Origin of the sequence: Actinomadura sp. 6K520, assembly GCF_004349245.1 — a bacterium.
Classification (GTDB): Bacteria; Actinomycetota; Actinomycetes; order Streptosporangiales; family Streptosporangiaceae; genus Spirillospora.
The window spans coordinates 1-22869 of the sequence record NZ_SMLC01000124.1; the positions used below are offsets into that span (position 1 = coordinate 1).

Here is a 22869-nt window from a genome sequence, read left to right on the forward strand (position 1 = left end):
GTCCGGTTCCCGGCACCGCCACCCGCCCCGCCCGGGCCGGGACCGGCCGGTGCCAGCTCCAGGGCGCGCCGCGCCCACAGCAGCGAGGTCCCCGCGCGGTCGACCGGGACCGACGGGCCGATCGCGCCGGTCCAGCCCGCGAGCGTCGCGGCCAGCTCCTCCATCCGGCCGGGGCCGTCCGGGTCGGGCACGATCAGGCACGGCCGGCCGTGGTCGAGCCCGGTCAGCAGCGACGGCGGCAGCCCGGCGGGGCCCTCGCCCCCGCTGCCCGGCCGCGGCCGCAGCACGAGCACCGCCATCCGCCTGGGCAGCGGCCAGCCCGCGCGGGCGGACTGCTCGCGGACGGCCTCGGGCGGCGCCGGCGGGTCCGACAGCAGCAGGGTCAGCAGCCGCCCGCGGCGCTGCTCGCGCTCCCCGGCCGCCTTCTCCCTGGCCCGCGAGTAGCCGTGCGCCGCCGCGGACGCCAGCACGTCCAGGTAGGCGAAGTTGGCCTCGGCGAGCAGGCTGATCAGCGTGCGGGGGCGGCCGAGCCGCTCGGCCTCCACCGCGAGGTGCCGCCAGGCGAGCCGCGACCCGATCCGCATCGCGTTCTGCAGGTGTTCCAGGCTGCGCCCCTCGACGGCCTCGCCGTAGCCCACGTCGAAGAACACCTGGTACACCTCCTTCCAGGAGGCGTCCGGGTCGGCGATCATGCGCACGAAGTGCTCCATGGCATGCGCGACCGCGGCCTCGGCGACCCGCGAGTACGCCCTGTCGCCGGGCCGGTCGTACTCGGGGACGTGCCGCAGGACGCCCCGGACCATGGGGCCGAGGAGGTCGGGGAGGTTGGGGCGCATCCACCGCGCCTCCTCCGGCGGGATTTCACGCCACGGCTCCTCGGTCAGGCCGTCCAGGACGGACGTCGCGGGGTGGGGGTCCTCATACGCCGTCGCCACGGTGGCACCTCCTCGCCTGGGACCGCTCTGGCACCCGGTCGTCTCAACCTAGGCACGCCCTGTGATCCGCGACACTCACCGGCCCTCATCCCGCGGGACGGGGTTTGTCAGTCGCGTGACAAGCCCGCGTCCCGCAGGGCGGGATGCGGGCTGACCGCATTCTGCCAATTAATTGTGGGGAAGGTCACAATGCTCGCCGTTTCGGGGTGACCGGACAATAGTTTGAAAATACATCTTGTTCGACCCGGGGTCTAAAAATCCGTGCGGGGCGCGGACAAAGTTGTTCCTATCGATCTCCATTGCGGCCTCATGACGTGCGCGCTTCGCCCCGGGGCCCGGGCGCCGCCGGGCGGGACGCGTCCCGCAAGTGGACGCTGACATGCGCTTTCCGGGCCGGATGCCCCTGCACGGAGCGTGTTCGCCGGGTGCCGGGTTGCCGGTCTGGGCAGACTCCCACACCCTGGACTGCCCAGGAGTGCAGTTCAGCTATGCGCATTCATGTAGCAAGATGACGGCCGTCCATCCGGTTTTTCCGCTCTTGGTGATAAGGGCGTCCGGTGCCGTTTTCCTGGCATGCCGGAGAGAGGCCGGGGTTCCGGAAAATGAAGGGAGGGCGCATGGCCGCGTCCGTCATCGATGGATTCCGCGAGCTGGTCGTCGACGAGTCGGATCCCTTCTACTTCGACCACCCGCTCGACCACGTGCCGGGGATGCTGCTGTTCAGCGGCCTGCTCGAACTGGCGGTCCGCGCCGACGGGCCGCGGTCGCGCGGGCGGCGGCCCGGCCGGGTGGTGGCCGGGCTCGGCTTCACCCGCTTCTGCGAGCTGCGCACGGCGACGGCGCTGTCCTGCGTCCCGGTGCCGGGACCGAACCGGGCCTGGACGGTCGCGGCCCGGCAGGCGGGGGCGGAGGTGTGCGCGGGCTCCATCGCCTTCGCCGACGGCGCCCCGGCCGCCCCGGACGGCTCTCGCGGGGCCGCGCCGGCCCCGTCCCGGCAGGCCCCGGCGGAGCTGGTCCACCGGCACCGTCCGGAGAACGTCCTGGTCGGCGAGCCGGTGCGGCGCGGGCGCGGGGTGGTGGAGGCCGCCGTGCTGCACCCGCCCGCGGGGCCGGAGCCGCCGTCCCCGTGCCGCGGTCCCGTGGAGATCGTCGAGGCCGGCCGGCAGTTCGCCACGATGCTGGAGCACGAGGAGCACGGCAGGCCCATGGACGTGACGCTGCTGTGGGTGGCGCTGCGGCTGGACATCCCCTACCGGCTCGGCCGGGACGCCCCTCTCCTGCTGCGCTGGCCGACCGCGCGTTTCGCCGGGCGCCGCTCCCGCTGCGCGATGACGCTGGCGGACGCGGCGACGGGCGCCGACCTGGGATCGCTGACCTACGAGGCGCACGCGGTGGACCCGGAGCAGTACGCGCGGACCAGGGCGCGGTGACCGCGACGATGAACGACAGGCTCCTGCTCCTCGCGCCGCGCGTGCTGTCGGTGGTGGGCGCGGCGACGCTCCTCGCCGGGATCGCCCGCCATGCCGGGGGAGACGGCGGCGCGCCGGGTGCCGTCGCGGCGGCCCTGCTGGCCGCCTACCTGGGCTGGCTGCTGCTGGAGGCGCCGGTGACGTTCCGCCGTGCCGCCGCCCCGCCCGCCGACGCGCGGACGCTGCTCCCGTACGCGCTCGCCCGAATCCTGCTGGTGGCCTCGGCGTCGTTCGCGCCGCTGCCGTGGGACGAGTGGTCGCCGTGGCTGGCGGTTCCCGCCGCCGTGTTCGGCGCCGGGGTCGTGCTGCGGCAGGCCGCGATCCGCACGCTCGGCCGGTTGTACTCCCACCACGTCATGCGGCAGGAGAACCACCGCGTGGTCACCGGCGGCCTGTACGGGATCGTCCGCCACCCGGCCTACGCGGGGATGCTCCTCGCGAACGCGGGCTTCGCGTCCTTCTTCCTCAACCCGGCCGGCGTGCTGGCCCTGCTCCTGCTGGGCGCCGCCGTGGTCTGGCGGATCCGGGTGGAGGAGCGGGCGCTCAGGGACGTTCCCGGCTACCGGGGCTACGCGGCGGGCAGACCGCGCCTGCTGCCGGGGGTGTGGTGACGATGGACGAGATCGGCCACAAGTTCGCGCGGCTGGAGACGCTGCGCGCGGCGGGGTTCCCCGTCCCGGACTTCTTCTGCCTGCCCGCCGCCGAGTTCGACCGGGCGCTCGACGGCGTCCGCGGCGCGCTCCCGCCGGTGACGTCCGCGCCGGTCAGGGAGTGGTGCGCCGCCGCCGCCACGGCGCTGGTGAAGGCCGTCCCGGAAGGGGACCTCGCCGCCGGGCTGCTGGACGCCTTCGACGAGCGCATCGGCGCGGACGCGACGGCCGCGGTACGCGCCTGCGCCGTGCCGGGCGGGGACGGCGGCGGCGAAGACTCCGCGGACGACCCGTTCGCCGGGATGAGCGACAGCTTCCTCTACGTCTCGCGGGACGGCCTGCTGGAGGCGGTGGCGCGCTGCTGGGCGTCGGCGTTCAAGGCCGAGGCCGTCCGGTACCGGGCGTTGCGGGGCGTCGACCCCGCGCGGGTCCGGGTCGCGGTGGGCGTGCAGCGGATGGTCCTGGGGACCCGCTCGTTCGTGGCGTTCACCCGCGACCCCCGCGACGGGTCGAGGCATCACGTCATCGCCGCCGCGCACGGAATCGGTGAGGGCGTCGTCCAGGAGAAGGCCGACGTCGACCACTTCTTCGTCGATCCCAAGACGGGCACCGTCCGCGCGGAGGTCGTGGCCAAGCGGCACATGGTCGGACCACCGGCGGACGGCGAGACCGACCCGAGGGTGACCGAGGTACCGGAGGCGCTCCGGGAGGTGCCCGTACTCACCGACGACCAGGCCCAGGAGGTCGCCGATCTCGCCGCACGGGTCGAGGAGCGGTTCGGCTGCCCGCAGGACATCGAGGGGACGTTCACGCCGGACGGCGCCGTCCACCTCGTCCAGGCGCGGCCTATGGCTGGGGAGGGGGCCGAGGCCGGCCCTCGCGTCCTCTGGGGCAACCACAACGTCACCGAGAACTTCCCGGGCGTGTCCGGCGCGCTGACCTACTCGCAGGCGCGCATGTTCTACGAGCTCGCCTTCACCGACCTGTACCGGCGGATGGGCGTGCCGGAACGGTGGCTGCGCGCGAACGCGCACCGGCTGCGGCGCATGGTCGGCCACCTCGACGGCCGCGTGTACTACCGGCTGGACGACTGGCAGGAGCTGCACGGCCGGCTGCCCGTGTTCGACCTCGTCCGCGCCGGATGGGAGGAGGGCATGGGCATCACCGGCGAAGCGCGCGGCGCCCGGCGCTGGTCCCGCGCCCGCGTCGTCGCCGCGCTGCCCCTGACCGCCTGGCGTGCGGCCGGGCATCCGCGCGCGACCGCCCGGCTGCTGCGCCGGTGGGACGGGCTGATGGCGGAGATCCACGGCCCGGCCGCCCCGCCGCTCGCCGAGCGCTCCCCGGACGAGCTGATCGCCCTGTACCGGCGGGTGTGGGCTGAGGTGGCGCGGCGCTGGGGCGTCACGCTCGCGAACGGGCTCTACGGCCTGCTCGTCATGCGGGCGGTGACCGCGCTGCTGCGGCGCTGGGCGGGCGCCGGTCCGGAACTGCTCCCGGGCCTGCTGTGCGGCGGCCGGGAGAACCGCTCGCTGGCCGCCGCCCGCGCCGCCATCGCCCTCGCCGAGCGCGCCGCCGCGATCCCCGAGCTGAAGGCGGCGCTGCTGGCCGCGGACGCGGCGGACCACGGCGGCGAAGAGGGCGGCGCCGAGAAGGGCGCCGGGGAGGAGCGGCTGCGGGCGGTGTGGGCCGACGTCGCCGCCGGGCGGTACGGCTCGTCCATGGCCGCGGCCGCCCGCGGGTACCTGCGGCGGTACGGCGACCGCGGGATGCACGACCTCAAGCTCGACGAGCCCACGCCCCGCCAGCGCCCCTGGGCGGTCGCCGCGACGATCGCGCCGTTCGTCCGGCAGGGCGCCACGGTCGCGGGGAACCGGGCCGGGGAGGCGCGCGCGGCCGCGGACGCCCGCCGCCGGCTGCGGGCCGCGTGCCGCGACCCGCTGCGCCGCTCGGTGCTCACCGCCCTGCTGTCCCTGATGCGGTGGTTCGTCCGGACACGGGAGGACACCCGATTCCTCCGCACGCAGCTGTTCGGGCTGTCCCGCGAGGTGCTGTGGCGGCTCGGGGACCACCTCGCCGCGGCCGGGATGCTGGACGACCCCATGGACGTGCACGACCTCACCGTCGAGGAGGTCGTCGGCGCGTTCGACGGCACGCTCCCCGGCGCGGACCTGCGGGGGCTCGCGGCGGTGCGGCGCGCGGAACGCGATCGCGACCGCGCCGCGCCGCCGCCCCCGGCGCTGCTGTCGGCGCCCGCCGGACGCCCGGTCGCGATGGCCCTGCGGGACGTGCGACCCGCCGGCGCGGAGCCGCACCCGGACGCGCACGGCGTCCTGCGCGGGCTGGGATCGAGCGGCGGGACGGTCCGGGGCCGGGCCAAGGTCGTCCTCGACCCGGGTATCGCCCCCGCCGCCTGCGCCGGCCGGATCCTCGTCGCCCGGGAGACCGACCCCGGCTGGCTCCCGCTGCTGATCAGCGCGTCCGGGCTGGTCGTCGAGCGCGGCACGCTGCTCTCGCACACCGCCGTCACGGGGCGGCTGCTCGGCGTGCCGGCCGCCGTCGCGGTCGGCGGCGCCGTCGGGCGCATCCCCGACGGCGCCTGGATCGAGCTGGACGGGCGCGCCGGCACGGTCCGGATCCTGGACGCGCCCCCGGAGCGGTGACCGGCACGCGCGAGGACCGGCGGCACCGCTTCCCCCGATCACCGGGCCCCGGCACGGCCCGGCACACCCCGCAGCAGAGGAGTTGGCACGTGGACGAAGGACTGTTCGGCAGGGCCGCCCGGGAACGGGCGATCGCCGACGTCGAGGCGGAGATCGCGCGGCTGTGCGAGGTGCTCGCCGAAGGCCGCGGGATCGGCCTCGGCGCGGGCCGGGAGATGGTCGGCGGCGCCATGTCGGAGTTCCTCGCGGACTTCTGCGACCGCGTCCGGGCCGGGGCCTCGCGGCGCGCCCTGGAAGGCATGATCACGCTGCCGCTGCTCGTGCACGGGGCAGAGACCTGGCCGAGCGGGACGCGCCGCTCCCCGGCCGGGCCCATTGCCGTGGTCCACGTGCTCTGGTGGGCGGCGGCGCGCCACCTCGACGACCTGACCGACGCCCCGGGCGCACCGTCCCCGGGGACCGTCGCCGCCGGAAAGAAGATCCTCACGGCGCTGGCCGTGGGGAGCCACCTGCCCGCCCGGCTCGTCGCGGACCTGCCCGTCTCCGGCGAGGTCCGCGCGAAGCTCGGCGACGAGGTGTCGCGGGGCTGGCTGGAAGCCGTGGACGGCCAGCTCCGCGACCTGACCGAGCCGGCCTCGGCGGCGACCCCGGAATCGGTGCTGCGCGCCTACGAGGGCAAGACCGGCGCGCCGTACGCGATGGCCGCGGCGTCGGCGGCGTGCCTGGCCGGATCTGACGAGGGCCGGGTCACCGGCTGGCGCTCGTTCGGCCGCGCGCTGGGCGTGCTGCGCCAGCTCGTGAACGACCGGCGCGATCTCGACTCCGGACGGCACGAGGACCTCGCCAACGGGACGGCGACGTACCTGCTCGTCCACCTGCTGACCTCGCTTCCGGCGGGCCGGCGCAGGGAGGCGCTGGCGCTGCACGCGGCCGCCCGCCACTCGGCCTCCGCGCGTGCCGAACTGGCCGCCTGGATGCTGGACGAGGAGGTCGTCGCCTCCTACGCGGCCGCCGTCGCGCCGCTGGTCGACCGCGCCCACCGGCTGCTCCGCCGGCTCGGCGGCGAGCCGGGCCGCGTCCGGGAACTGCACCGGCTGGTCGACGAGACCGCCGGCCACCTGTCCGGTTTCCGGCTGGCCGTGGCCTGAGGGGAGCGTCGATGACCGGTTCCGGCGAACTCCCGGACATGCTCACCGCCCACTGCCCGCGGCTCGACACCGCCATCGGGGAGGCGCTGCGCGGCCACCCCGCCTACCAGCCGATCCGGCGGGCGGCGGGCCCGATGTTCGGCGGCCGCGGCGCGACCTGCGCCCGCCTGCTCGCCCTCGTCCTCGCGGGCGACCCCCTGCCGGGCGAGGACCTGGCGCGCTTCCGCGACCTCGGCGTGCTCGCGGCGCGGCAGGCGATCCCGCTGCCGGTGCTGTCGGAGGTGTGGGACCTCGCGCTCGCGGCGGCGGCGCGGTCGTGCTGGTCGGTCGCGCCCGCCGCGTCCTTCGCCGAGATGGCCGACCTGACGGCGCGCGCCGCGCGGCTCGCGGGCCGGGCGCGGGAGGCGTGCATCCAGGGCTACGCCGAGGCGCCCCGCGAGGGGGGCACGTCCCGGCCGCTGCGGCGCCTGCTCGCCGAGACGCTGATCGACGGCGCGCCGGCGGACGTCATCGCCGACGCGGCCGGCGTCCGGCTGGCGCCCGCCTACCTCGTCCTGGTGTGCGAGGCCCCGGCCCGCACGTCCGCCGCGCACTGGCAGCGGGTGAGCGAGCGGCTGGACGCGTGCGACGGCGTGCTGTACTCCGGTGACCTCGGCGGGCTCGCCGTGCTGTTCCCGGCCGCGGACCCGCTGCGCGCCGAGGACGCGGCGGCCGAGTTCACCGCGGGGCTCGCGGCGTGCACGCGCGGGCCGGTGCACGCCGCCACGTCCCTGCTCGGCGGCCTCGCCGACATCCCCGCGGCGCTGGAGGAGGCGTCCCAGGTCCTCACGGTGGTCAAGGCGATCCCCGACGCGGAGGACCGCCCCTACCGGGCCGACGAGCTGCTCGTCGAGCTGGCCATCCTCGGGCAGCCGGACATCCGCTGCCGGCTCGCCGCCGTGCTGTCGCCGCTGGACGCCGGGACGGACCTGCGCCGGACCCTGGAGGTCCTGCTCGCCTGCAACCTCGACCGGGAGCGTGCCGCGCGGGAGCTGTGGATCCACCGCCGCACCCTGCACTACCGCCTGGACCGCATAAGGGACCTGTCCGGCATCGACCCGAGCTCGGCGCGCGGCATCCAGTTGTTCCGGGCGGCGCTCACCTCGGCGCGCCTGACGAGCCTGGAACGCGACGGCGGTCACGACGGAGGAGCGGATGGGGGAGCGGATGGAGGCGCGGACGGAGGAGGTACCGACGGAGGGGGTGGCGCGGGAGACGACCGTGCCGGGGGCCAGGCCGAGCACGCGTCCTTTCCGCCGCCGCTGAGCGCCTGAGGGAACGCCCATGGACTTCCCCCTGCCGAACCGTCCGGGCGTCCCGCTGGACGAGGGCCACCTGCGGATCCTCCGGGAACGGCCGCTGGTGCCGGTCGTGCTGCCGGGCGGGCACCGGGCGCTGCTCGTCACCCGGCACGCCGACGTCCGGACGGTCCTGTCCGACCACCGGTTCAGCCGCGAGGCGTGGACCGGCGGCACCCTCTTCGCCCGGACGGCGGCGTCGCTGGCCCTGGCCGCCGCCGACCCCCCGGCGCACACGCGGCGCCGGAAGGCCGTCCAGGCGTGGTTCACGGCCCGCCGCGCCGAGACGGACCGCCCCCGGGTCGAGGCGCTCGCCGAGCGGCTGCTCGACGGGATGGCGGCGCACGGCCCGCCCGCCGACCTGATCGGCGGGTTCGCCACCCCGCTCCCGTACACGGTCATCTGCGACATGCTGGGCATCCCGCCCGGCGACCTCGGGCTGCTGCTGCCGTGGGTCACCGCGCTGATGTCGGCCGGGCGGTTCCCCGCGGCGGAGGTCGAGGCGGCCCGCGAGGGCATGCACGGCTACTTCGCCGACCGGCTGGCCGAACGCCGGGCACGACCCCGCTCCGACCTGCTCAGCGTGCTCGCGACCGCACCGGAGCTGTCCCGCGACGAGAGCATCGTCTTCGGGTACGGGCTGCTGGCGGCGGGCGGGGAGACCACGTCCAACCTCCTGGCGGCGTGCGTCGTGGAGCTGGCCCGGCGGCCGGACCTCGCCGCGCGGCTGCGGGCCGACCCGTCGCTGATCCCGTCCGCCGTCGAGGAGTTCCTGCGCTGGGTGTGGTTCGCCGGCACCGGGGGCCGGCCGCACGCCGTCGTGGCCGACGTGCGGCTCGCCGGGGTGCCGCTCGGGCGGGGGGACGTCGTCGTCCCCCTCACCGATGCCGCCAACCGGGACCCGGCCGCCTTCTGCGGCGCGGACGAGTTCGATCCCGCGCGTTCCCCGAACCCGCATCTCGGCTTCGGGCACGGCCGCCACATGTGCCTCGGCGCGCCGCACGCCCGCCTCGAACTGCGGGTCGCGATCGCGGCGCTCCTCCGCCGCTTCGGCGACCTCGCCCTGGCCGTCGACCCGGACCGGCTCGAATGGCGCGACCGGATGCTCGTCCGCGGCCTCTGGCGCCTCCCGGTGACCTGGACCCCCGGACGGGACGGGTGACGGCCCGCCCGGTGCAGGCGCACCTGGAGAAGGAGAAGGAGCGCGCCGCCCGGCTGGCGCGGTTCGTCCGGGGGAGCCATCCGCCGGTGCCCTCCCTGGTGTTCGCGGTGCTGTGGGCGTACGGGGTCACCGGGCTGTTCGCCGCCCTCGACCCGTCCCCTCCGGCGTGGCGGCCCGGAGCGGGGACGGCGGTCGCGGCGGCGACCCTGTTCGTCGACCTGCTGCTCATGCGCGCACTGGACGACATCCGCGACCTGGACTACGACCGCCGCTTCAATCCCGGCCGCCCGCTTGCGGCCGGTGCGGTGCGGACCAGCGACCTGGCCGTCCTGTATGGCGCGGGGGCGGCGGTGCTGATCCTGCTGAACATCGCGTGGCCGTGGCGGGCCGGCATCCTCCTCGTCCAGCTCGGGTACGCGGCCGGAGCGGTCGCCGTCCACCGGCGGTGGGGCCGTCCCTCGGCCGACGACCTGTTCCGGAGCCTGCTGGTCAGCCTTCCGGCGCCGCTGCTGCTGCACCTCTACCTGTACGCCGGGTATCTGGACGCGTCCGGGCACGACCCCGACTGGTCCGGGGCCGTCGCGATCGCCGTGGTGGTCCTCGCAGCGGGCCACGCCGAGCTGGCCGGCAAGCTCACCCGGGCGCCGCGGGCGGGGGAGCGGACCTATGTGACCACGCTCGGTGTGGCTGGGACGGCCGCGGCCGCCCTGGCCGTGCCGGTCCTGTCCGCGGCCCTGGTCGCGGCCCGGTCGCAGGCGCCCGCCGGGTGGACGCTCGCCGCGCTGCTCCCGGCGGCCGCGCCCCTCGCCGCCGCCTGGGCCTTCGCGCACGGCCGGACGCGCTGGCCGCCCTTCGCGCCCGCCTTGTACATGCTGCTGTCCTTCGGGAGCTACCTCGCCCTCGGGCTGGCCCGGTGAGGGCCGGGCCCGGAGGAGGGCGCGCCGTCAGGCCGGAGGGGCGGGGACCGTCCGTGACCATCGGGACGCCCGCGGCGGTCAGGGCTGCAGCAGCACCTTGATGGCGCCGTCCTGCTTCTTCTGGAAGATCTCGTACGCCTCCGGCGCCCTCTCCAGCGGCCAGCGGTGGGTCGCCAGGTCCATCACGCCGAGCGGGTCGGCGTCGTCGGCGACCAGCGGCATCAGGCCGTCGATCCACTTCTTGACGTGCGCCTGCCCCATCCGCAGCGTGATGCCCTTGTCGAACATCCGCATCATCGGCAGCGGGTCCGTCATGCCCCCGTACACGCCGATGACGGCGATCGTCCCGCCCCGCCGGACGACCTCGATCGCGGTGCCGAGCGCGGCGAGCCGGTCCACCCCGACGCGCGACATCAGCGGCGCCGCGGTGCCGCCCGGCATCAGCCCGGTGACGGTCTGCGCGAACTTGGCGCCGGGGGAGCCGTGCGCCTCCATCCCCACCGCGTCGATCACCGAGTCGGTGCCGCGGCCCTCGGTCAGCTGGCGGACCGCGTCCGGGACGTCGTCGGTGTCGTCGGAGTCGATCACCTCGATGCCGTGCCGCCGCGCCATCTCCAGCCGCTCGGGCACGAAGTCGACGCCGATCACCCGGTGCCCCAGGTGGCGCGCGATCCGGGCGGCCATCTGCCCGATCGGGCCGAGGCCGAGCACGGTGACCGACCCGCCCTCGGGGATCTCGGCCCAGTCCACCGACTGCCTTGCGGTCGGCAGCACGTCGGAGAGGTACACGAACCGCTCGTCCGGCGGGCCCTCCGGCACCTTGATCGGCCCGAAGTGGGCCTGCGGCACCCGCAGGTACTCGGCCTGCCCGCCCGGCACCTGTCCGTACAGCCGGGTGTAGCCGAACAGGGCCGCGCCCATGCCCTGCTCGCGGACCTGCGTGGTCTCGCACTGCGCGTACAGCTGCATGCCGCACATGTGGCAGCGGCCGCAGGAGATGTTGAACGGGATGACCACGCGGTCCCCGGGCTTGATGTGCGTGACCTCCGGGCCGGTCTCCTCGACGATCCCCATCGGCTCGTGGCCGAGGATGTCGCCCTCGCTGAGGAACGGCCCCAGCACCTCGTACAGGTGCAGGTCGGAACCGCAGATCCCGGACGAGGTGACCCTGATGATCGCGTCGTCCGGCTCCTTGATCTCCGGGTCGGGCACGTTCTCCACGCGGACGTCGCGCTTGCCGTGCCAGGTGACAGCCTTCATCGATGATCCTCCAAGAAAGGGACGCGGAACGGGTCGCGGGGACCGTCGCAGGCGCCCCTACCCCACCCGCCGGGGCGAAACGTGGGCCGCCCGCCCCGCCGCAGGCCGGCCCGCCACGCGGAGTGAGTACGCCAAGACGGGGTAAAGCACGCCCATGAAAGACGCCCCCCTGCGCCTCGGCGTACTGGACATCGGTTCCAACTCGGCCCATCTGCGGATCGCGGACCTGGCCCCCGGGCACCCGCCCGCGGTCGTCCGGTCGGTGAAGACGGCGGTCCGCCTCGCGGAGGCCACCGACAGGCACGGCGTCATCCGCCGCCCCGCGGTCGGCCGGCTGATCGGCGCGGTGCGCGAGTCGGTCGCCTCCGCCGCGGGCCTCGGCGTCGACGAGCTGATCCCCTTCGCGACGTCCGCGCTGCGCGACGCCGCCAACCGCGACGACGTCGTCGGCGAGGTCCGCGCCGCCACCGGTGTCCGCCTCGGCTTCCTCACCGGGGAGCAGGAGGCGCGGCTGACGTTCCTCGCGGCCCGCCGCTGGCGCGGCTGGTCGGCGGGCCCGATGCTGCTCGCCGACATCGGCGGCGGCTCCATGGAACTCGCCGTCGGCGCCGGTGAGCACCCGGACATCGCGCTGTCGCTGCCCCTCGGTGCGGGCCGGCTCACCCGGCACCACCTGCCCCCCGGGCCGCCGGTGCCGAAGAGCACCCGCAGGGCGCTGCGCGCGCACGTCAGGTCCGTCCTGGAGGAGGCGACCCTGGGGATCGCGCAGCTTCCGCCACCGGCGACCGCCGTGGCCACGTCCAAGACGTTCACCCAGCTCGCCCGGCTGTGCGGGGCACCGAAGGCGAAGGCCGGCACCTACCGGGAGCGGCACCTCGACCGGGCGGAGCTGCACCGCTGGATCCCGCGGCTGGCGAAGCTGTCCGACGCGGAGCGGACCGCGTTGCCGGGCATCAAGGCGTCGCGGGCCCGCCAGATCCTCGCCGGGGCGATCGTGGCCGAGGGCGTGATGGACGTCCTCCGGCTCGACCGGCTCGCCATCTGCCCGTGGGCGCTGCGCGAGGGCCTCTTCCTGCACCGGCTGGACGCGCTCATCCAGGGCCGCGAGCCGGAGGACCTCCCGGAGCACAGCCCGGTCGTCCTCCGGGACGTGCACCTGCGCGCCGTCCCCTGACCGCGGCGGCGGGCCCGGCGCCGGGAGGTCAGCGGGCGTAGGTGCCGACGAGGGTGGCGGTCACGAGGACCTTGTCCTTCAGGGCCGTGCGCATGTCGTCCATCGAGAATCCCGAGGTCAGGCCGGAGGGCCACTGCAACGCGTACAGGGTGAAGACGTAGCGGTGCGGCGGGTCCCCGGCGGGCGGCTGGGGGCCGCCGTAGCCGAGGTCGCCGAAGTCGTTGCGGCCCCGGGCGATCTGCGGACGCTCCTCCCCGGCCGCCAGCCGCTCGCGGTCCGGCGAGATCCCGGCCAGCATCCAGTGGACGAACGTGCCGCCGGGTGCGTCGGGGTCCTCGCAGGAGAGGGCGAGCTCGCGGCACGCGGCGGGCACGCCGGACCACCTCAGCTCGGGGGAGATGTCTCCCGACGCGTGCGAATGCGTCACCGGGATGGGTCCGTCGGAGGCGAACGCGGGGCTGCTCAACGTCATCTGCTCCATGCCGTCGTACTGCCCGGAACACCGCCCGCGATGCCCGCCCGCGGCGTTTGAAGCCGGGCCTCCTTGGTATGTGGGCGCCGACGGGCTCCCACAGGAGGGCAGGCTGCATGACGGCCGTGCAGGGGAAGGAAGACACCAGCGTCGCCGACGCGCTCGCGCTCCACCGCCGGGGAACGCGGATCGGCAACGTCCTGGCGACGACGGACCACAAGGTCGTCGGCCACCTGTATCTCGCCACCTCGTTCACGCTCTTCCTCATCGCCGGGCTGATGGCCATGGTCATCCGGGCCGAGCTGCTGGAACCGGGGCTGCAGGTGGTGGACAACCAGCGGTACAACCAGATGTTCACCATCCACGGCACGGTCATGCTGCTGCTGTTCGCGACCCCGCTGTTCGCCGGGTTCGCCAACGTGATCGTGCCGCTGCAGATCGGCGCGCCGGACGTGGCCTTCCCGCGACTCAACACGCTCAGCTACTGGCTGTTCCTGTTCGGCTCGCTGATGGTCCTGGCGGGTTTCGTCGTCCCGGGCGGCGCGGCGGCCTTCGGCTGGTTCTCCTACGCCCCGCTGTCGTCGTCGACGTACTCGCCGGGCCTCGGCGGCGACCTGTGGGTGATGGGGCTCGTGCTGTCCGGATTCGGGACGATCTTCACCGCGGTCAACCTGATCACGACGATCATCGGCATGCGCGCCCCCGGGATGGTGATGTTCCGGCTGCCGATCTTCACCTGGAACGTCCTGCTGACCAGCGTGATGGTGCTGCTCGCGTTCCCCGTGCTCGCCGCCGCGCTGCTGGCGCTGATGGCCGACCGCAAGCTCGGCGCGCACATCTACAACCCCTCGCACGGCGGCGAACTGCTCTGGCAGCACCTGTTCTGGTTCTTCGGCCACCCCGAGGTCTACATCATCGCGCTGCCGTTCTTCGGGATCATCACCGAGATCATCCCGGTGTTCTCCCGCAAGCCCCTGTTCGGCTACCTCGGCATGGTGGCGGCCACCATCGCGATCACCGGGCTGTCGATGACGGTCTGGGCGCACCACATGTTCGCCACCGGCCAGGTCCTGCTGCCGTTCTTCGCCATGACCTCCTTCATGATCGCCGTCCCGACCGGCATCAAGTTCTTCAACTGGGTCGGCACGATGTGGAAGGGGGAGCTGACGTTCGAGGCGCCCATGCTGTTCGCCGTGGGGTTCCTCGTCACGTTCCTGTTCGGCGGCCTGACCGGGGTGATCCTCGCGTCCCCGCCGATGGACTTCCACCTCACCGACTCCTACTTCGTCGTCGGCCACTTCCACTACGTCGTCTTCGGCACCGTCGTGTTCGCCATGTTCGGCGGCTTCTACTTCTGGTGGCCGAAGATGACCGGGAAACTGCTGAACGAGACGTGGGGGAAGATCCATTTCTGGTCGCTGTTCGTCGGGTTCCACACGACGTTCCTCGTCCAACACTGGCTCGGCGCCGAGGGCATGCCCCGCCGGTACGCCGACTACCCCGAGGAGTTCACCACGCTGAACGCCGTCTCGTCGGTCGGCTCGTTCGTCCTCGGCGCCTCGACGTTCGCGTTCCTGTGGAACATCTGGCGGACGCATCGCCGCGGGGCGCCCGTGAACAAGGACGACCCGTGGGGCGCCGGGGGTTCGCTGGAGTGGGCCACCTCCAGCCCTCCGCCCCGGCACAACTTCACGACGATGCCGCGGATCCGTTCCGTCCGTCCCGCGTTCGACCTGCACCATCCGCCGCTGGAGCCGCCTCAGCGGGCGGAGCCGTCCCTTCCTCCGCCACCCCGGGACCGGTCCGGAGACTGAGGGCTCAGCCGCCGTCCTCCTCCTCGTCCCGCGAGTCGCGGCTCAGGTCGCCCTGGCCGCCGCCGTACGACTCGGCCTGGTAGTTCATGTAGAAGCGGTTGGCGCGGGTCCGCAGCTGGGTGCGGGCGCGGTCCGGCGTCGGCAGCGGGATGAGGTGGTTCGGATACGGGGCGACGAGCTCGGCCGGCCGCCGGGTCCGCAGGAGCGCCTCCCCCTCGTCCGACGGCTGCTCGTGCCGCTCGCGGAACCCGCCCTCCGGGGTCAGCGAGATCAGGCCGCTCTCCACGCCCTCCCGGCGTTCCCGCAGGTCCCGGCGCTGCAGGCTGAGGCAGATCCGCCGCGTGACGACGAACGCCAGGACCGGCGCGGCGAAGAAGCCCACGCGGAAGAACCAGGTCGTCCACAACAGCGGGAGTTTGAAGACGAAGGCGAGGACGTCGTTGCCGCCCGCCGCCCACAGGTTGCCGTACCAGGCGACGGCGGCCGCGCCGATCGCGGTCCTGGTCGCGGCGTTGCGCGGCCGGTCGAGAAGGTGGTGGAGGCGTTCGTCGCCCGTGGCCCAGCGTTCGGCGAACGGGTACATCGCGATCAGCGTGAAGAACAGTCCCGGCACGATGACGGCGGGCACGAGCACGTTCCAGGCGATCGTGTGCCCGAACAGGGTCGTCTCCAGCGACGGCATGATGCGCAGGGAGCCTTCGAGGAAGCCGACGTACCAGTCGGGCTGCGAGCCCATCGAGACCTGGTCCGGCTCGTACGGGCCGTACAGCCAGACGGGGTTGATCTGCGCGAACGCTCCCAGCCCCGCCAGCACACCGAACGTGAAGAGGAAGTAGGCGGTGCTCTGCGCGGCGAAGTTCGGGAAGGTCGGCTCGCCGGACACCGTCCGCTCGCGCCTGCCCCGGCCCGGCCAGATGGTGTGCGTCTGGTGCCAGAGGATCATCAGGTGCGCGGTGATGAGCGCGATCAGGAGCCCGGGGACGAGCAGGATGTGCACGGTGAACAGCCGCGGGAGGAACTCCTCGCTGGCCGGGAACTGGCCCCCGAAGATCCACATGGCGAGGTAGGTGCCGACGACCGGGATGGACAGCACGACGCCGTGCATGATCCGGAGCCCGGTGCCGGACAGCAGGTCGTCGGGGAGCGAGTAGCCGGCGAACCCCTCGACCAGGGCCAGCACGAACAGCGTGACGCCGATCAGCCAGTTGATCTCGCGGGGCTTGCGGAACGCCCCGGTGAAGAAGATGCGCATCAGGTGGACGCTGATCGCGGCCAGGAAGATGATCGCGCCCCAGTGGTGGATCTGCCGCATCAGCAGGCCGCCCCGCACGTCGAACGAGATGCGCACCGTGGACGCGTACGCCTCGCTCATCGACAGGCCCCGCAACGACGCGTACGACCCGTCGTAGACGACGGGCGCCCCGCTCGGCTTGAAGAACATCGTCAGGAAGATCCCGGTGATCACCAGGATGATGAACGAGTACAGCGCGATCTCGCCCAGCAGGAACGACCAGTGCCCCGGGAACGCCTTGCGGATGTTCTGCTGGAGGAACCGGGTCGTCCCTAGCCTGTCGTTGACACCGTGGACGAGCTTCGCCGGCCGCTCGCCCTTCGACCTTCCCTTCCGTCCCGCCATCGTGCGTCTCCCATGGCCGACCCCTTGATCTCCGCTGGGCCGGTACCCCTGGCCACCCGGAGCAAACGACGCCGCCGCGCCGCCCGCGTCAGGCCACGCGGGGCCGTCCATCGGAGGCGCTGAGGAGCCGGCGCAGGTCCCGGACGTCGTCCCGCAGCCGCTCGGTGGCCCGCGGGTCGTGCTCCAGGCCGCCGAGGCCGTGCTCGATCAGTTCGAGCTCGGCGGCGCGGAGCCGCGCGAGCAGCCGGCGCGGCTCCCCGGCCGGCACCGCCCACCGCTCCTTCTCACGCCACTTGCGGTAGGCGAGGACATGCCCCTCGCCCGGCACGAGGACGCCCCGGACGGTCTCCGCGTGCGTCGTGCGCCGGAAATGCGACAGGTAGCGGCGCCTGGAGAGCCGGTAGGTGACGACCGCCGCGAGGAGGATCGGCGCGCCCTTCACCGGCAGCAGCAGCACGCCGTGCAGCAGAGGGGAGTCCCACCAGGAGTGCAGGGCCATCGCCAGGACGAACGCGCCCGCGGCGACGGCGGCGCTCGTCCGGGACGCCCTGCCGAGCAGGCACCCGAGACCCGCGCCGCCGACCGCCGTCATCGCCCAGTGGCTGCACCACGCGCCGCCGACCACCCGGCTGCCGAACGAGAACAGCGCCGCGTTCACGTCCTGCGTCGCGCCCGTCAGCACGATGGTGTTGAGCACGTAGAGGAAGTTCTCCGACACCTGGAAGCCCAGCCCGGCGAGCGCGCCGTAGCCCCAGCCGTCCAGCGGGCCGCGGATAGCGGACGGCGCCAGCAGCGCCAGCGTCACGACGCCGAGCAGCTTCAGGATCTCCTCGTCGACCGGCGCGGCGATGGACGCGCCCCACGCCGCGTTGAACACCGGCCCGGCCGTCTTCGCGATGACCGCCTGGAACGCGGCGTTCGCGGGCAGCGCCAGCCCGAACGCCGCGAGCCCGCCCCACGCCACCGCGATCAGCGCGTACCCGGCCGGCAGCGACCGGACCGGATGCAGCCGCCGCAGCAGCCAGAACCCTATGGCCAGCGTCGGGACCAGCAGCGCGAGCCCGGCGATCGAGCCCACCGGGAACGCCCGCACCACCGTGTCCAGCCCCCGCCACGCGATCCAGGCTCCGATCAGGCACACCGCCGCCCACAGCCAGAACGCGGGACGGCGCGTCATGGCCACGGCGACCTGATCCGCACGGTCCGCATCATCGCCTCGATCTCCGGCGCCAGCCGCGCGTAGGCGTGCGGAGGACCCGCGGCCGTCATCGTGGCGCCGAGCGTGGCCGTCGCGAACACCGAGGCCGTGCCCGCCCGGTCCCGCCCGGTGATGCTCCCGGTCAGGCCGGTCAGGCCGTCCGCCGTCATGAGTGGGACGGGGCCCGCGCCGAGCCGCGTCTGCCCGCCGGCCTCGACGATCCGGCCGAGGCCGTCCCACAGCCGGCGCGCGTCCAGCCGGCCGAGCGGGACCACCACGTTCAGGTTGACCGTGACGTCGCGGCTGAGAAGCTTGATGTTGCTGGTCAGCGAGGTGTCCGCCGCGCTGAGCAGCCAACCCGCCGATGGGACGACGAACGTCACCGGGCGCACCCCGTCGCGCGGCGTGCCCGCCGACAGGACCGTCCCGGGCGCCAGCGGCCGGCCGCCGCTGCCCAGTGCCGCGTTCACCAGGGCCAGCCCGCCGCAGAGGATGAGCAGGACGAGCGCCACGACGCCCGTACCCCACCATCTCACCCGCGTCATGCAGCCCCCCGATGACGTGCGCTGCGGGAATGCCCCCTGGCCGCGGCACTAAACGAGCTCAGCGGCCGCCCGGGGGCGCGGGTCACCAGTGCGCGGGCCTGCCCAGCGCGGGGGGTATGCGCGTGCTGGCGTCGCCCCGCGCGGAGTCGAGCTGGGCGCGGGTGAGGAAGACGGCCCCGGTGAGGTCGGCTCCGCGCAGGTCGGCGTCCCGCAGGTCCGCGCCGATCAGGTCCGCCGCCCGCAGGTCGGCGCGCCGCAGGTCGGCCGCGATCAGGTACGCGCCCCGGAGGTCGGCCCCGCGCAGGTCCGTGCCCTTCAGCTTCGCGCCGATGAGGTCGGCGCCCCGCATGCTCTTCGGGCGGCCGGGGACACCGGACCGGACGAGTTCGCTGACCCGCAGCAGCAGGACGTTCACCCTTTCCCGCACCGCCGCGACGTCCACGTCCGCGAGTTCATCGGGGCCGGCCCCGGTGAGGCGGACGACGTCGTCCAGCGCGTGGCGGACCTCGCCGTGCACGGGCTCCGCGGACGGCAGCGCCAGGGCCTCGTCCAGGTAGCGCAGGAGTTCGTGCAGCGCCCGCATGACCGGGAAGACCTGGAACATCTGGCGGGCGACCTCCGGTGCCCGCCGCCAGTCCCGCCCGCCGAAGGTCCCCTGGGACACCTTCTGCCCGGCCCCGAAGCAGTCGAAGACCGTGCAGCCGGGGAACCCCTCCTCGCGGAGGTTCGCATGGATGCCGCAGCGGAAGTCGGCGCGGAGGTTCCGGCACGGCTCGCCCGCGTCCTTGTCCACCGCGAAATCGGCCGACCTGGCGAAGGGCAGCGCCACGCAGCACAGCCCGAAGCAGTTCGCGCAGTCGGCCTTGAGGTCGAGCCTGTCCGGCACATCCTCTCCCGTTCCTCGGCGGCACCCCATTGTCGCGCCCGGCCGCCCATGCTCCGGACCACCCTGGCCGGGATATAGTTGCCGACGCTCATGTCAGTACTTCCCACCGAGCCGGCCATCGTCGCCAGGCTGCGCGCCGCCGGCTGCGTGTTCGCCGAGGACGAGGCGCGGCTGATCCTCGCCACGGCCCGCACGCCGGACGAGGCGTCCGCCATGGTGGAGCGGCGCGCCGCCGGCCTGCCCCTCGAACACGTCCTCGGCTGGGCGGAGTTCTGCGGCCTCCGCATCGCCGTGGACCCCGGTGTCTTCGTCCCGCGCCGCCGCACCGAGTTCCTCGTCCGGGAGGCCGCGGCGCTGGTCCCGCACCGGCCCGTGGTCGTCGACCTGTGCTGCGGTTCGGGTGCACTGGGGGTCGCGCTGGTCGCGGGGCTGGACGAGTTCACGCTGCACTGCGCCGACATCGAACCCGCCGCGGTGCGCTGCGCCCGCCGCAACGTCGCGCCGTTCGGCGGCCATGTGCATCAGGGCGACCTCTTCGACCCGCTCCCCGGCGCGCTGCGCGGACGCGTCGACATCCTGCTCGTCAACGTGCCGTACGTGCCCACCGGGGACCTCCGCCTGATGCCGGCGGAGGCGCGCGACCACGAGCCGCGCACGGCGCTGGACGGCGGCGCGGACGGCCTCGACGTCCTGCGCCGCGTCACCGCCGAGGCGTCGCGGTGGCTCGTCCCGGGCGGGCACCTGCTGTTCGAGACGAGCGAGCGGCAGGCCCCGGACGCGGTCGCCGCCGTCGAGCGCGGCGGCCTGTCCGCCGCCGTTTCGGTCTCCGCCGAGTTCTACGTCACAGTGGTCATTGCGACAAAGCCTGTGTAAAACGCCATGTGCGGGTAAACGGCGGATAGGACGACTCGAAGGAGTGAATCCAATGCGCCGCATCAGCGGGGCGCTCAGCGCCATCATCGGCACGCTCGTCAGCATCGTCACCCTGCCGCTCAGGGTCATCCAGCGGCTGCTGGGCCCCGGGCGCGGCCGGACGCGTTCGCGCCGCCGGGCCGTCTGACGCGCGATATCCCCTCCGCACCGGGGCCTGTGAACGGCGGGCCCCGGTGCGGGCGCGGGGAAAATCAATTGCGCTCATCGGGTGCCTGCCGCACCATATGAGTAACGAAAGCGTGCTATGTCGCACAAGCCGAAATGGTGAGGCACCTGGCTTCCACCCAGGAGTATCGAGTTCGATTCTCGAGTGCGGCTCTGGACTGGACCGGCGGGAGTAACGACCCCCGGCCGGTCCTCCCGTGCCCAGGCGGGCGGACGCCACCGCCCGCCGGAGGGCACCCGTGACCGGTAGCTCAGTCCGGAAGAGCGGCTGCCTTACAAGCAGCGGGTCGCAGGTTCGAGTCCTGTCCGGTCAACGGTTCCCGCCGACGGCGTCCGAGCTGCGTCCAGGTACGGCCCGCTCGGCGGGCCCCGTCATCCCGCCTTCTTCACGAGCTCGGTCAGTGCGCCGAACTCGTCCTCGGTCAGGTCGGTCAGCGGCGGTCGCACGGGCCCCGCAGGGCGGCCCACGGCCCGCATCCCCGCCTTGACGATGCTGACGGCGTATCCGGCGCGGCGGTTGCGGATCTCGCAGTAGGGCAGGACGAACTCCGCAAGACGGCGCCGCACCTCGTCCCGGTCGTGCTCGCGGACGGCCCTGTAGAAATCGAGCGCGAAGTCCGGCACGAAGTTGAAGATGGCCGAGGAGTACGTGGTCACCCCCATCTCCAGGTAGGGCTGCGCAAAGGTCTCGGCGGTGGGCAGCCCGCCGATGTAGACGAGGCGCTCGCCGAGCCTGGCCCGGATGCGCGTCATCAGCTCCAGGTTCCCGACACCGTCCTTGAACCCGACCAGGTTGGGGCAGGCGTCGGCGATCTCGGCGACGGTCGTGTCCTGGTAGACGGCGTTCGCCCTGCTGTAGATCGTCACGCCGAGGCGGGTGGCGGCGCACACGGCCCGCACGTGGGCGGCCAGCCCCTCCTGCGACGCCTCGGTCAGGTAGGGCGGGAAGAGCAGGATGCCGTCCGCGCCCGCGCGCTCGGCGTCGCGCGCCATCTCGGCCGCCGTCGCCGTGCCGTATCCGGCGGGCGCGATGACGGGGACGCCGTCCGGCGCGTCCCGCACGGCCGCGCGGACGACCCGCCGGACCTCGTCGGCGGTGAGGGAGAAGAACTCGCCCGTCCCGCCCGCCGCGAACAGGCCGGTGAGGCCCTCGCGGCCCAGCCCGGCGATGTTCTCGCGGTACGCGGGCTCGTCGAAGGACAGGTCGTCGCGGAAGTGGGTGACGGGGAACGACAGGAGCCCGGAGCCGAGCCTGCGGGCGATCTCGTCGGGCGCGGTCTGCTTCATGGCCCGAGGCTAGGATGGCCGATTGATCCAGGTCCAACACGAAAAAGGCATTCACTGATACCCGTAGGGAATCGATGTTCACGCTGCACCAGCTCGCGAACTTCGTGGCCGTCGCCGAGGAACTGCACTTCGGCCGGGCCGCCGAGCGCCTGCGGATGACGCAGCCGCCGCTGAGCCGCCAGATCCAGCTGCTGGAGAACGACCTGAAGGTGCGGCTGTTCGACCGGACGAACCGCTCGGTGCGCCTCACCCCGGCCGGGCGCGCGTTCCTGGTCGAAGCCCGCCGGTTGCTGCACCAGGCCGACCACGCGGCGATGTCGGTCCGGCAGGTGTCGGCGGGGGAGGCCGGGAGCATCACGATCGGGTTCACCGCCGCCAGCGCGTACGCGACGCTCGGCCGGCTGCTGGAGGTCGCGCGGACGGAGCTGCCCGGTGTGGGGATCGTCCTGCGGGAGATGGTGACCAGGGACCAGGTCGAAGCCCTGGCGGAGGGCGCCCTCGACCTCGGCCTGGTCCGCCCGCCCGTGACCGACCCGGACCTCGCGGAGCGCGGCGCCGACCGTGAGCCGCTGCTGGCCGCGATCCCCAACGACCACCCGCTCGCGGCGGGGGACGGCCCGGTCCGGCCGGCCGACCTCGACGGGCAGCCGTTCATCATGTATTCGCCGGTCGAGGCGCGCTACTTCCACGAGCTGCTGATCAGCCTGTTCCGGCAGACGGGCGTCACCCCCGTGTACGCGCAGTACCTCAGCCAGGTCCACAGCATCCTGGCCCTGGTCAACTGCGGCTGGGGGCTCGCGCTGGTGCCCGCCGCCGCGGCCCGGCTCCGCTACGCGGGCCTGACGTTCCGGCCGGTGGACATCGCCGGACCGGATCCCGTCGAGCTGAGCCTGACCTGGCGGCGCGACAACGACAATCCGGCGCTCGCCAGGCTCCTGCGTCACCTGGGGGACGGCGCCGGACCCGTGTGACGCGCGTCGCCCGGTCCCGCCTTGACCTCGCGCGGTGGTCTCGCTTACTTTGGCGTCCAAATATTGGCCGTCAAACTAAATGGCCGCGGACGCGGCCGGGGGCACCGCGGAGGAGCCATGAGCGACTTTCCCATGTACGCGCCGTCTGCGGAGCATGAGCTGCTGCGGCGGACGGTGCGTGAGCTGGCCGATGCCAGGATCGCTCCTTTCGCGGCGGAGGTGGACGAGGAGTCGCGGTTCCCGCAGGAGG

Annotated in this window: 20 protein-coding genes, 2 tRNA genes and 1 pseudogene; 15 read left to right on the plus strand and 8 right to left on the minus strand. The window is 74.0% G+C overall.

The annotated features are described in order from the left end of the window. A pseudogene (locus tag E1289_RS26605) lies at nt 1–935 on the minus strand (PucR family transcriptional regulator); the annotation flags it as partial. Between the two features lie 617 nt (nt 936–1552). Between E1289_RS26605 and E1289_RS26610 the strand changes: the two are divergent. The 7 genes from E1289_RS26610 to E1289_RS26640 all read left to right on the plus strand — a co-directional run bounded on the left by E1289_RS26610 (nt 1553) and on the right by E1289_RS26640 (nt 10278). Continuing rightward, the gene (locus tag E1289_RS26610; RefSeq protein ID WP_165970626.1) at nt 1553–2365 is read left to right on the plus strand and encodes an AfsA-related hotdog domain-containing protein; all 813 of its coding nucleotides are present in this window, start codon (nt 1553–1555) and stop codon (nt 2363–2365) included. Between the two features lie 8 nt (nt 2366–2373). Next, nucleotides 2374–3015, plus strand: a complete 642-nt coding sequence (locus E1289_RS26615) for an isoprenylcysteine carboxylmethyltransferase family protein (RefSeq protein WP_131984855.1) — start codon at nt 2374–2376, stop codon at nt 3013–3015. Nucleotides 3016–3017: 2 nt separating this feature from the next. Further along, nucleotides 3018–5714, plus strand: a complete 2697-nt coding sequence (locus tag E1289_RS26620; RefSeq protein WP_131984857.1) for a PEP/pyruvate-binding domain-containing protein — start codon at nt 3018–3020, stop codon at nt 5712–5714. Nucleotides 5715–5803: 89 nt separating this feature from the next. Beyond that, complete coding sequence (locus E1289_RS26625; protein ID WP_131984859.1) at nt 5804–6862, plus strand: polyprenyl synthetase family protein; 1059 nt, start codon at nt 5804–5806, stop codon at nt 6860–6862. Between the two features lie 11 nt (nt 6863–6873). After that, on the plus strand, nt 6874–8175 hold the full coding sequence (locus E1289_RS26630) for a helix-turn-helix domain-containing protein (RefSeq protein ID WP_131984861.1): 1302 nt from the start codon (nt 6874–6876) through the stop codon (nt 8173–8175). Nucleotides 8176–8185: 10 nt separating this feature from the next. After that, nucleotides 8186–9361, plus strand: coding sequence for a cytochrome P450 (locus E1289_RS26635; RefSeq protein WP_131984863.1), 1176 nt, complete (start codon nt 8186–8188; stop codon nt 9359–9361). Then, entirely contained in the window at nt 9358–10278 is a 921-nt protein-coding gene (locus E1289_RS26640) for a hypothetical protein (RefSeq protein ID WP_131984865.1), read from the plus strand. The genes E1289_RS26635 and E1289_RS26640 overlap by 4 nt, the downstream gene beginning before the upstream one ends. 78 nt (nt 10279–10356) lie before the next feature. Here E1289_RS26640 and E1289_RS26645 read toward each other — a convergent pair whose 3' ends face one another. Next, nucleotides 10357–11538 (minus strand): zinc-dependent alcohol dehydrogenase, encoded by a 1182-nt coding sequence (locus tag E1289_RS26645; RefSeq protein WP_131984867.1) that lies wholly within the window; start codon nt 11536–11538, stop codon nt 10357–10359. A 154-nt stretch (nt 11539–11692) separates the two neighbouring features. Here E1289_RS26645 and E1289_RS26650 point away from each other — a divergent pair, with 154 nt between their 5' ends. Next, nucleotides 11693–12712 (plus strand): Ppx/GppA family phosphatase, encoded by a 1020-nt coding sequence (locus E1289_RS26650; RefSeq protein ID WP_243713163.1) that lies wholly within the window; start codon nt 11693–11695, stop codon nt 12710–12712. A 28-nt stretch (nt 12713–12740) separates the two neighbouring features. On the opposite strand, the gene E1289_RS26655 is transcribed toward E1289_RS26650, so the two are convergent. Next, nucleotides 12741–13184 (minus strand): YbhB/YbcL family Raf kinase inhibitor-like protein, encoded by a 444-nt coding sequence (locus tag E1289_RS26655; RefSeq protein ID WP_243713164.1) that lies wholly within the window; start codon nt 13182–13184, stop codon nt 12741–12743. Between the two features lie 116 nt (nt 13185–13300). Between E1289_RS26655 and ctaD the strand changes: the two genes are divergently transcribed. After that, nucleotides 13301–14998, plus strand: a complete 1698-nt coding sequence (gene ctaD, locus E1289_RS26660; protein WP_131984871.1) for a cytochrome c oxidase subunit I — start codon at nt 13301–13303, stop codon at nt 14996–14998. 4 nt (nt 14999–15002) lie between these two features. Here the strand turns inward: ctaD and E1289_RS26665 are convergent, their stop codons facing one another. The 4 genes from E1289_RS26665 to E1289_RS26680 all read right to left on the minus strand — a co-directional run bounded on the left by E1289_RS26665 (nt 15003) and on the right by E1289_RS26680 (nt 19293). Beyond that, complete coding sequence (locus tag E1289_RS26665; protein WP_131984873.1) at nt 15003–16634, minus strand: ubiquinol-cytochrome c reductase cytochrome b subunit; 1632 nt, start codon at nt 16632–16634, stop codon at nt 15003–15005. A gap of 88 nt (nt 16635–16722) precedes the next feature. After that, nucleotides 16723–17811 carry a PrsW family intramembrane metalloprotease gene (locus E1289_RS26670; protein WP_131984876.1) on the minus strand — a complete coding sequence of 363 codons (1089 nt, stop codon included), beginning with the start codon at nt 17809–17811 and terminating at the stop codon, nt 16723–16725. Continuing rightward, a complete protein-coding gene (locus E1289_RS26675) occupies nt 17808–18377 on the minus strand; it encodes a hypothetical protein (protein ID WP_131984878.1) in 570 nt (189 codons plus the stop codon). The genes E1289_RS26670 and E1289_RS26675 overlap by 4 nt, the downstream gene beginning before the upstream one ends. An 82-nt stretch (nt 18378–18459) precedes the next feature. Then, a complete protein-coding gene (locus E1289_RS26680; RefSeq protein WP_131984880.1) occupies nt 18460–19293 on the minus strand; it encodes a pentapeptide repeat-containing protein in 834 nt (277 codons plus the stop codon). Between the two features lie 60 nt (nt 19294–19353). Here E1289_RS26680 and E1289_RS26685 point away from each other — a divergent pair, with 60 nt between their 5' ends. The 4 genes from E1289_RS26685 to E1289_RS26690 all read left to right on the plus strand — a co-directional run bounded on the left by E1289_RS26685 (nt 19354) and on the right by E1289_RS26690 (nt 20675). Continuing rightward, the gene (locus tag E1289_RS26685) at nt 19354–20136 is read left to right on the plus strand and encodes a putative protein N(5)-glutamine methyltransferase (protein WP_131984882.1); all 783 of its coding nucleotides are present in this window, start codon (nt 19354–19356) and stop codon (nt 20134–20136) included. A 52-nt stretch (nt 20137–20188) separates the two neighbouring features. After that, nucleotides 20189–20323, plus strand: coding sequence for an LPFR motif small protein (locus E1289_RS40205; protein WP_279487790.1), 135 nt, complete (start codon nt 20189–20191; stop codon nt 20321–20323). Nucleotides 20324–20442: 119 nt separating this feature from the next. Next, nucleotides 20443–20514: transfer RNA gene (locus tag E1289_RS38420), tRNA-Gly, on the plus strand. An 87-nt stretch (nt 20515–20601) separates the two neighbouring features. After that, a tRNA-Val gene (locus tag E1289_RS26690) sits at nt 20602–20675 on the plus strand. A 58-nt stretch (nt 20676–20733) separates the two neighbouring features. Here the strand turns inward: E1289_RS26690 and kdgD are convergent. Further along, on the minus strand, nt 20734–21648 hold the full coding sequence (gene kdgD / locus E1289_RS26695; RefSeq protein ID WP_131984884.1) for a 5-dehydro-4-deoxyglucarate dehydratase: 915 nt from the start codon (nt 21646–21648) through the stop codon (nt 20734–20736). Between the two features lie 74 nt (nt 21649–21722). On the opposite strand from kdgD, the gene E1289_RS26700 reads away from it, so the two are divergent. Both E1289_RS26700 and E1289_RS26705 read left to right on the plus strand, forming a co-directional pair. Then, complete coding sequence (locus tag E1289_RS26700; protein ID WP_131984886.1) at nt 21723–22619, plus strand: LysR substrate-binding domain-containing protein; 897 nt, start codon at nt 21723–21725, stop codon at nt 22617–22619. A gap of 132 nt (nt 22620–22751) precedes the next feature. Further along, a partial coding sequence (locus E1289_RS26705) for an acyl-CoA dehydrogenase family protein (protein ID WP_243713165.1) occupies nt 22752–22869 on the plus strand: 118 nt, incomplete at its 3' end.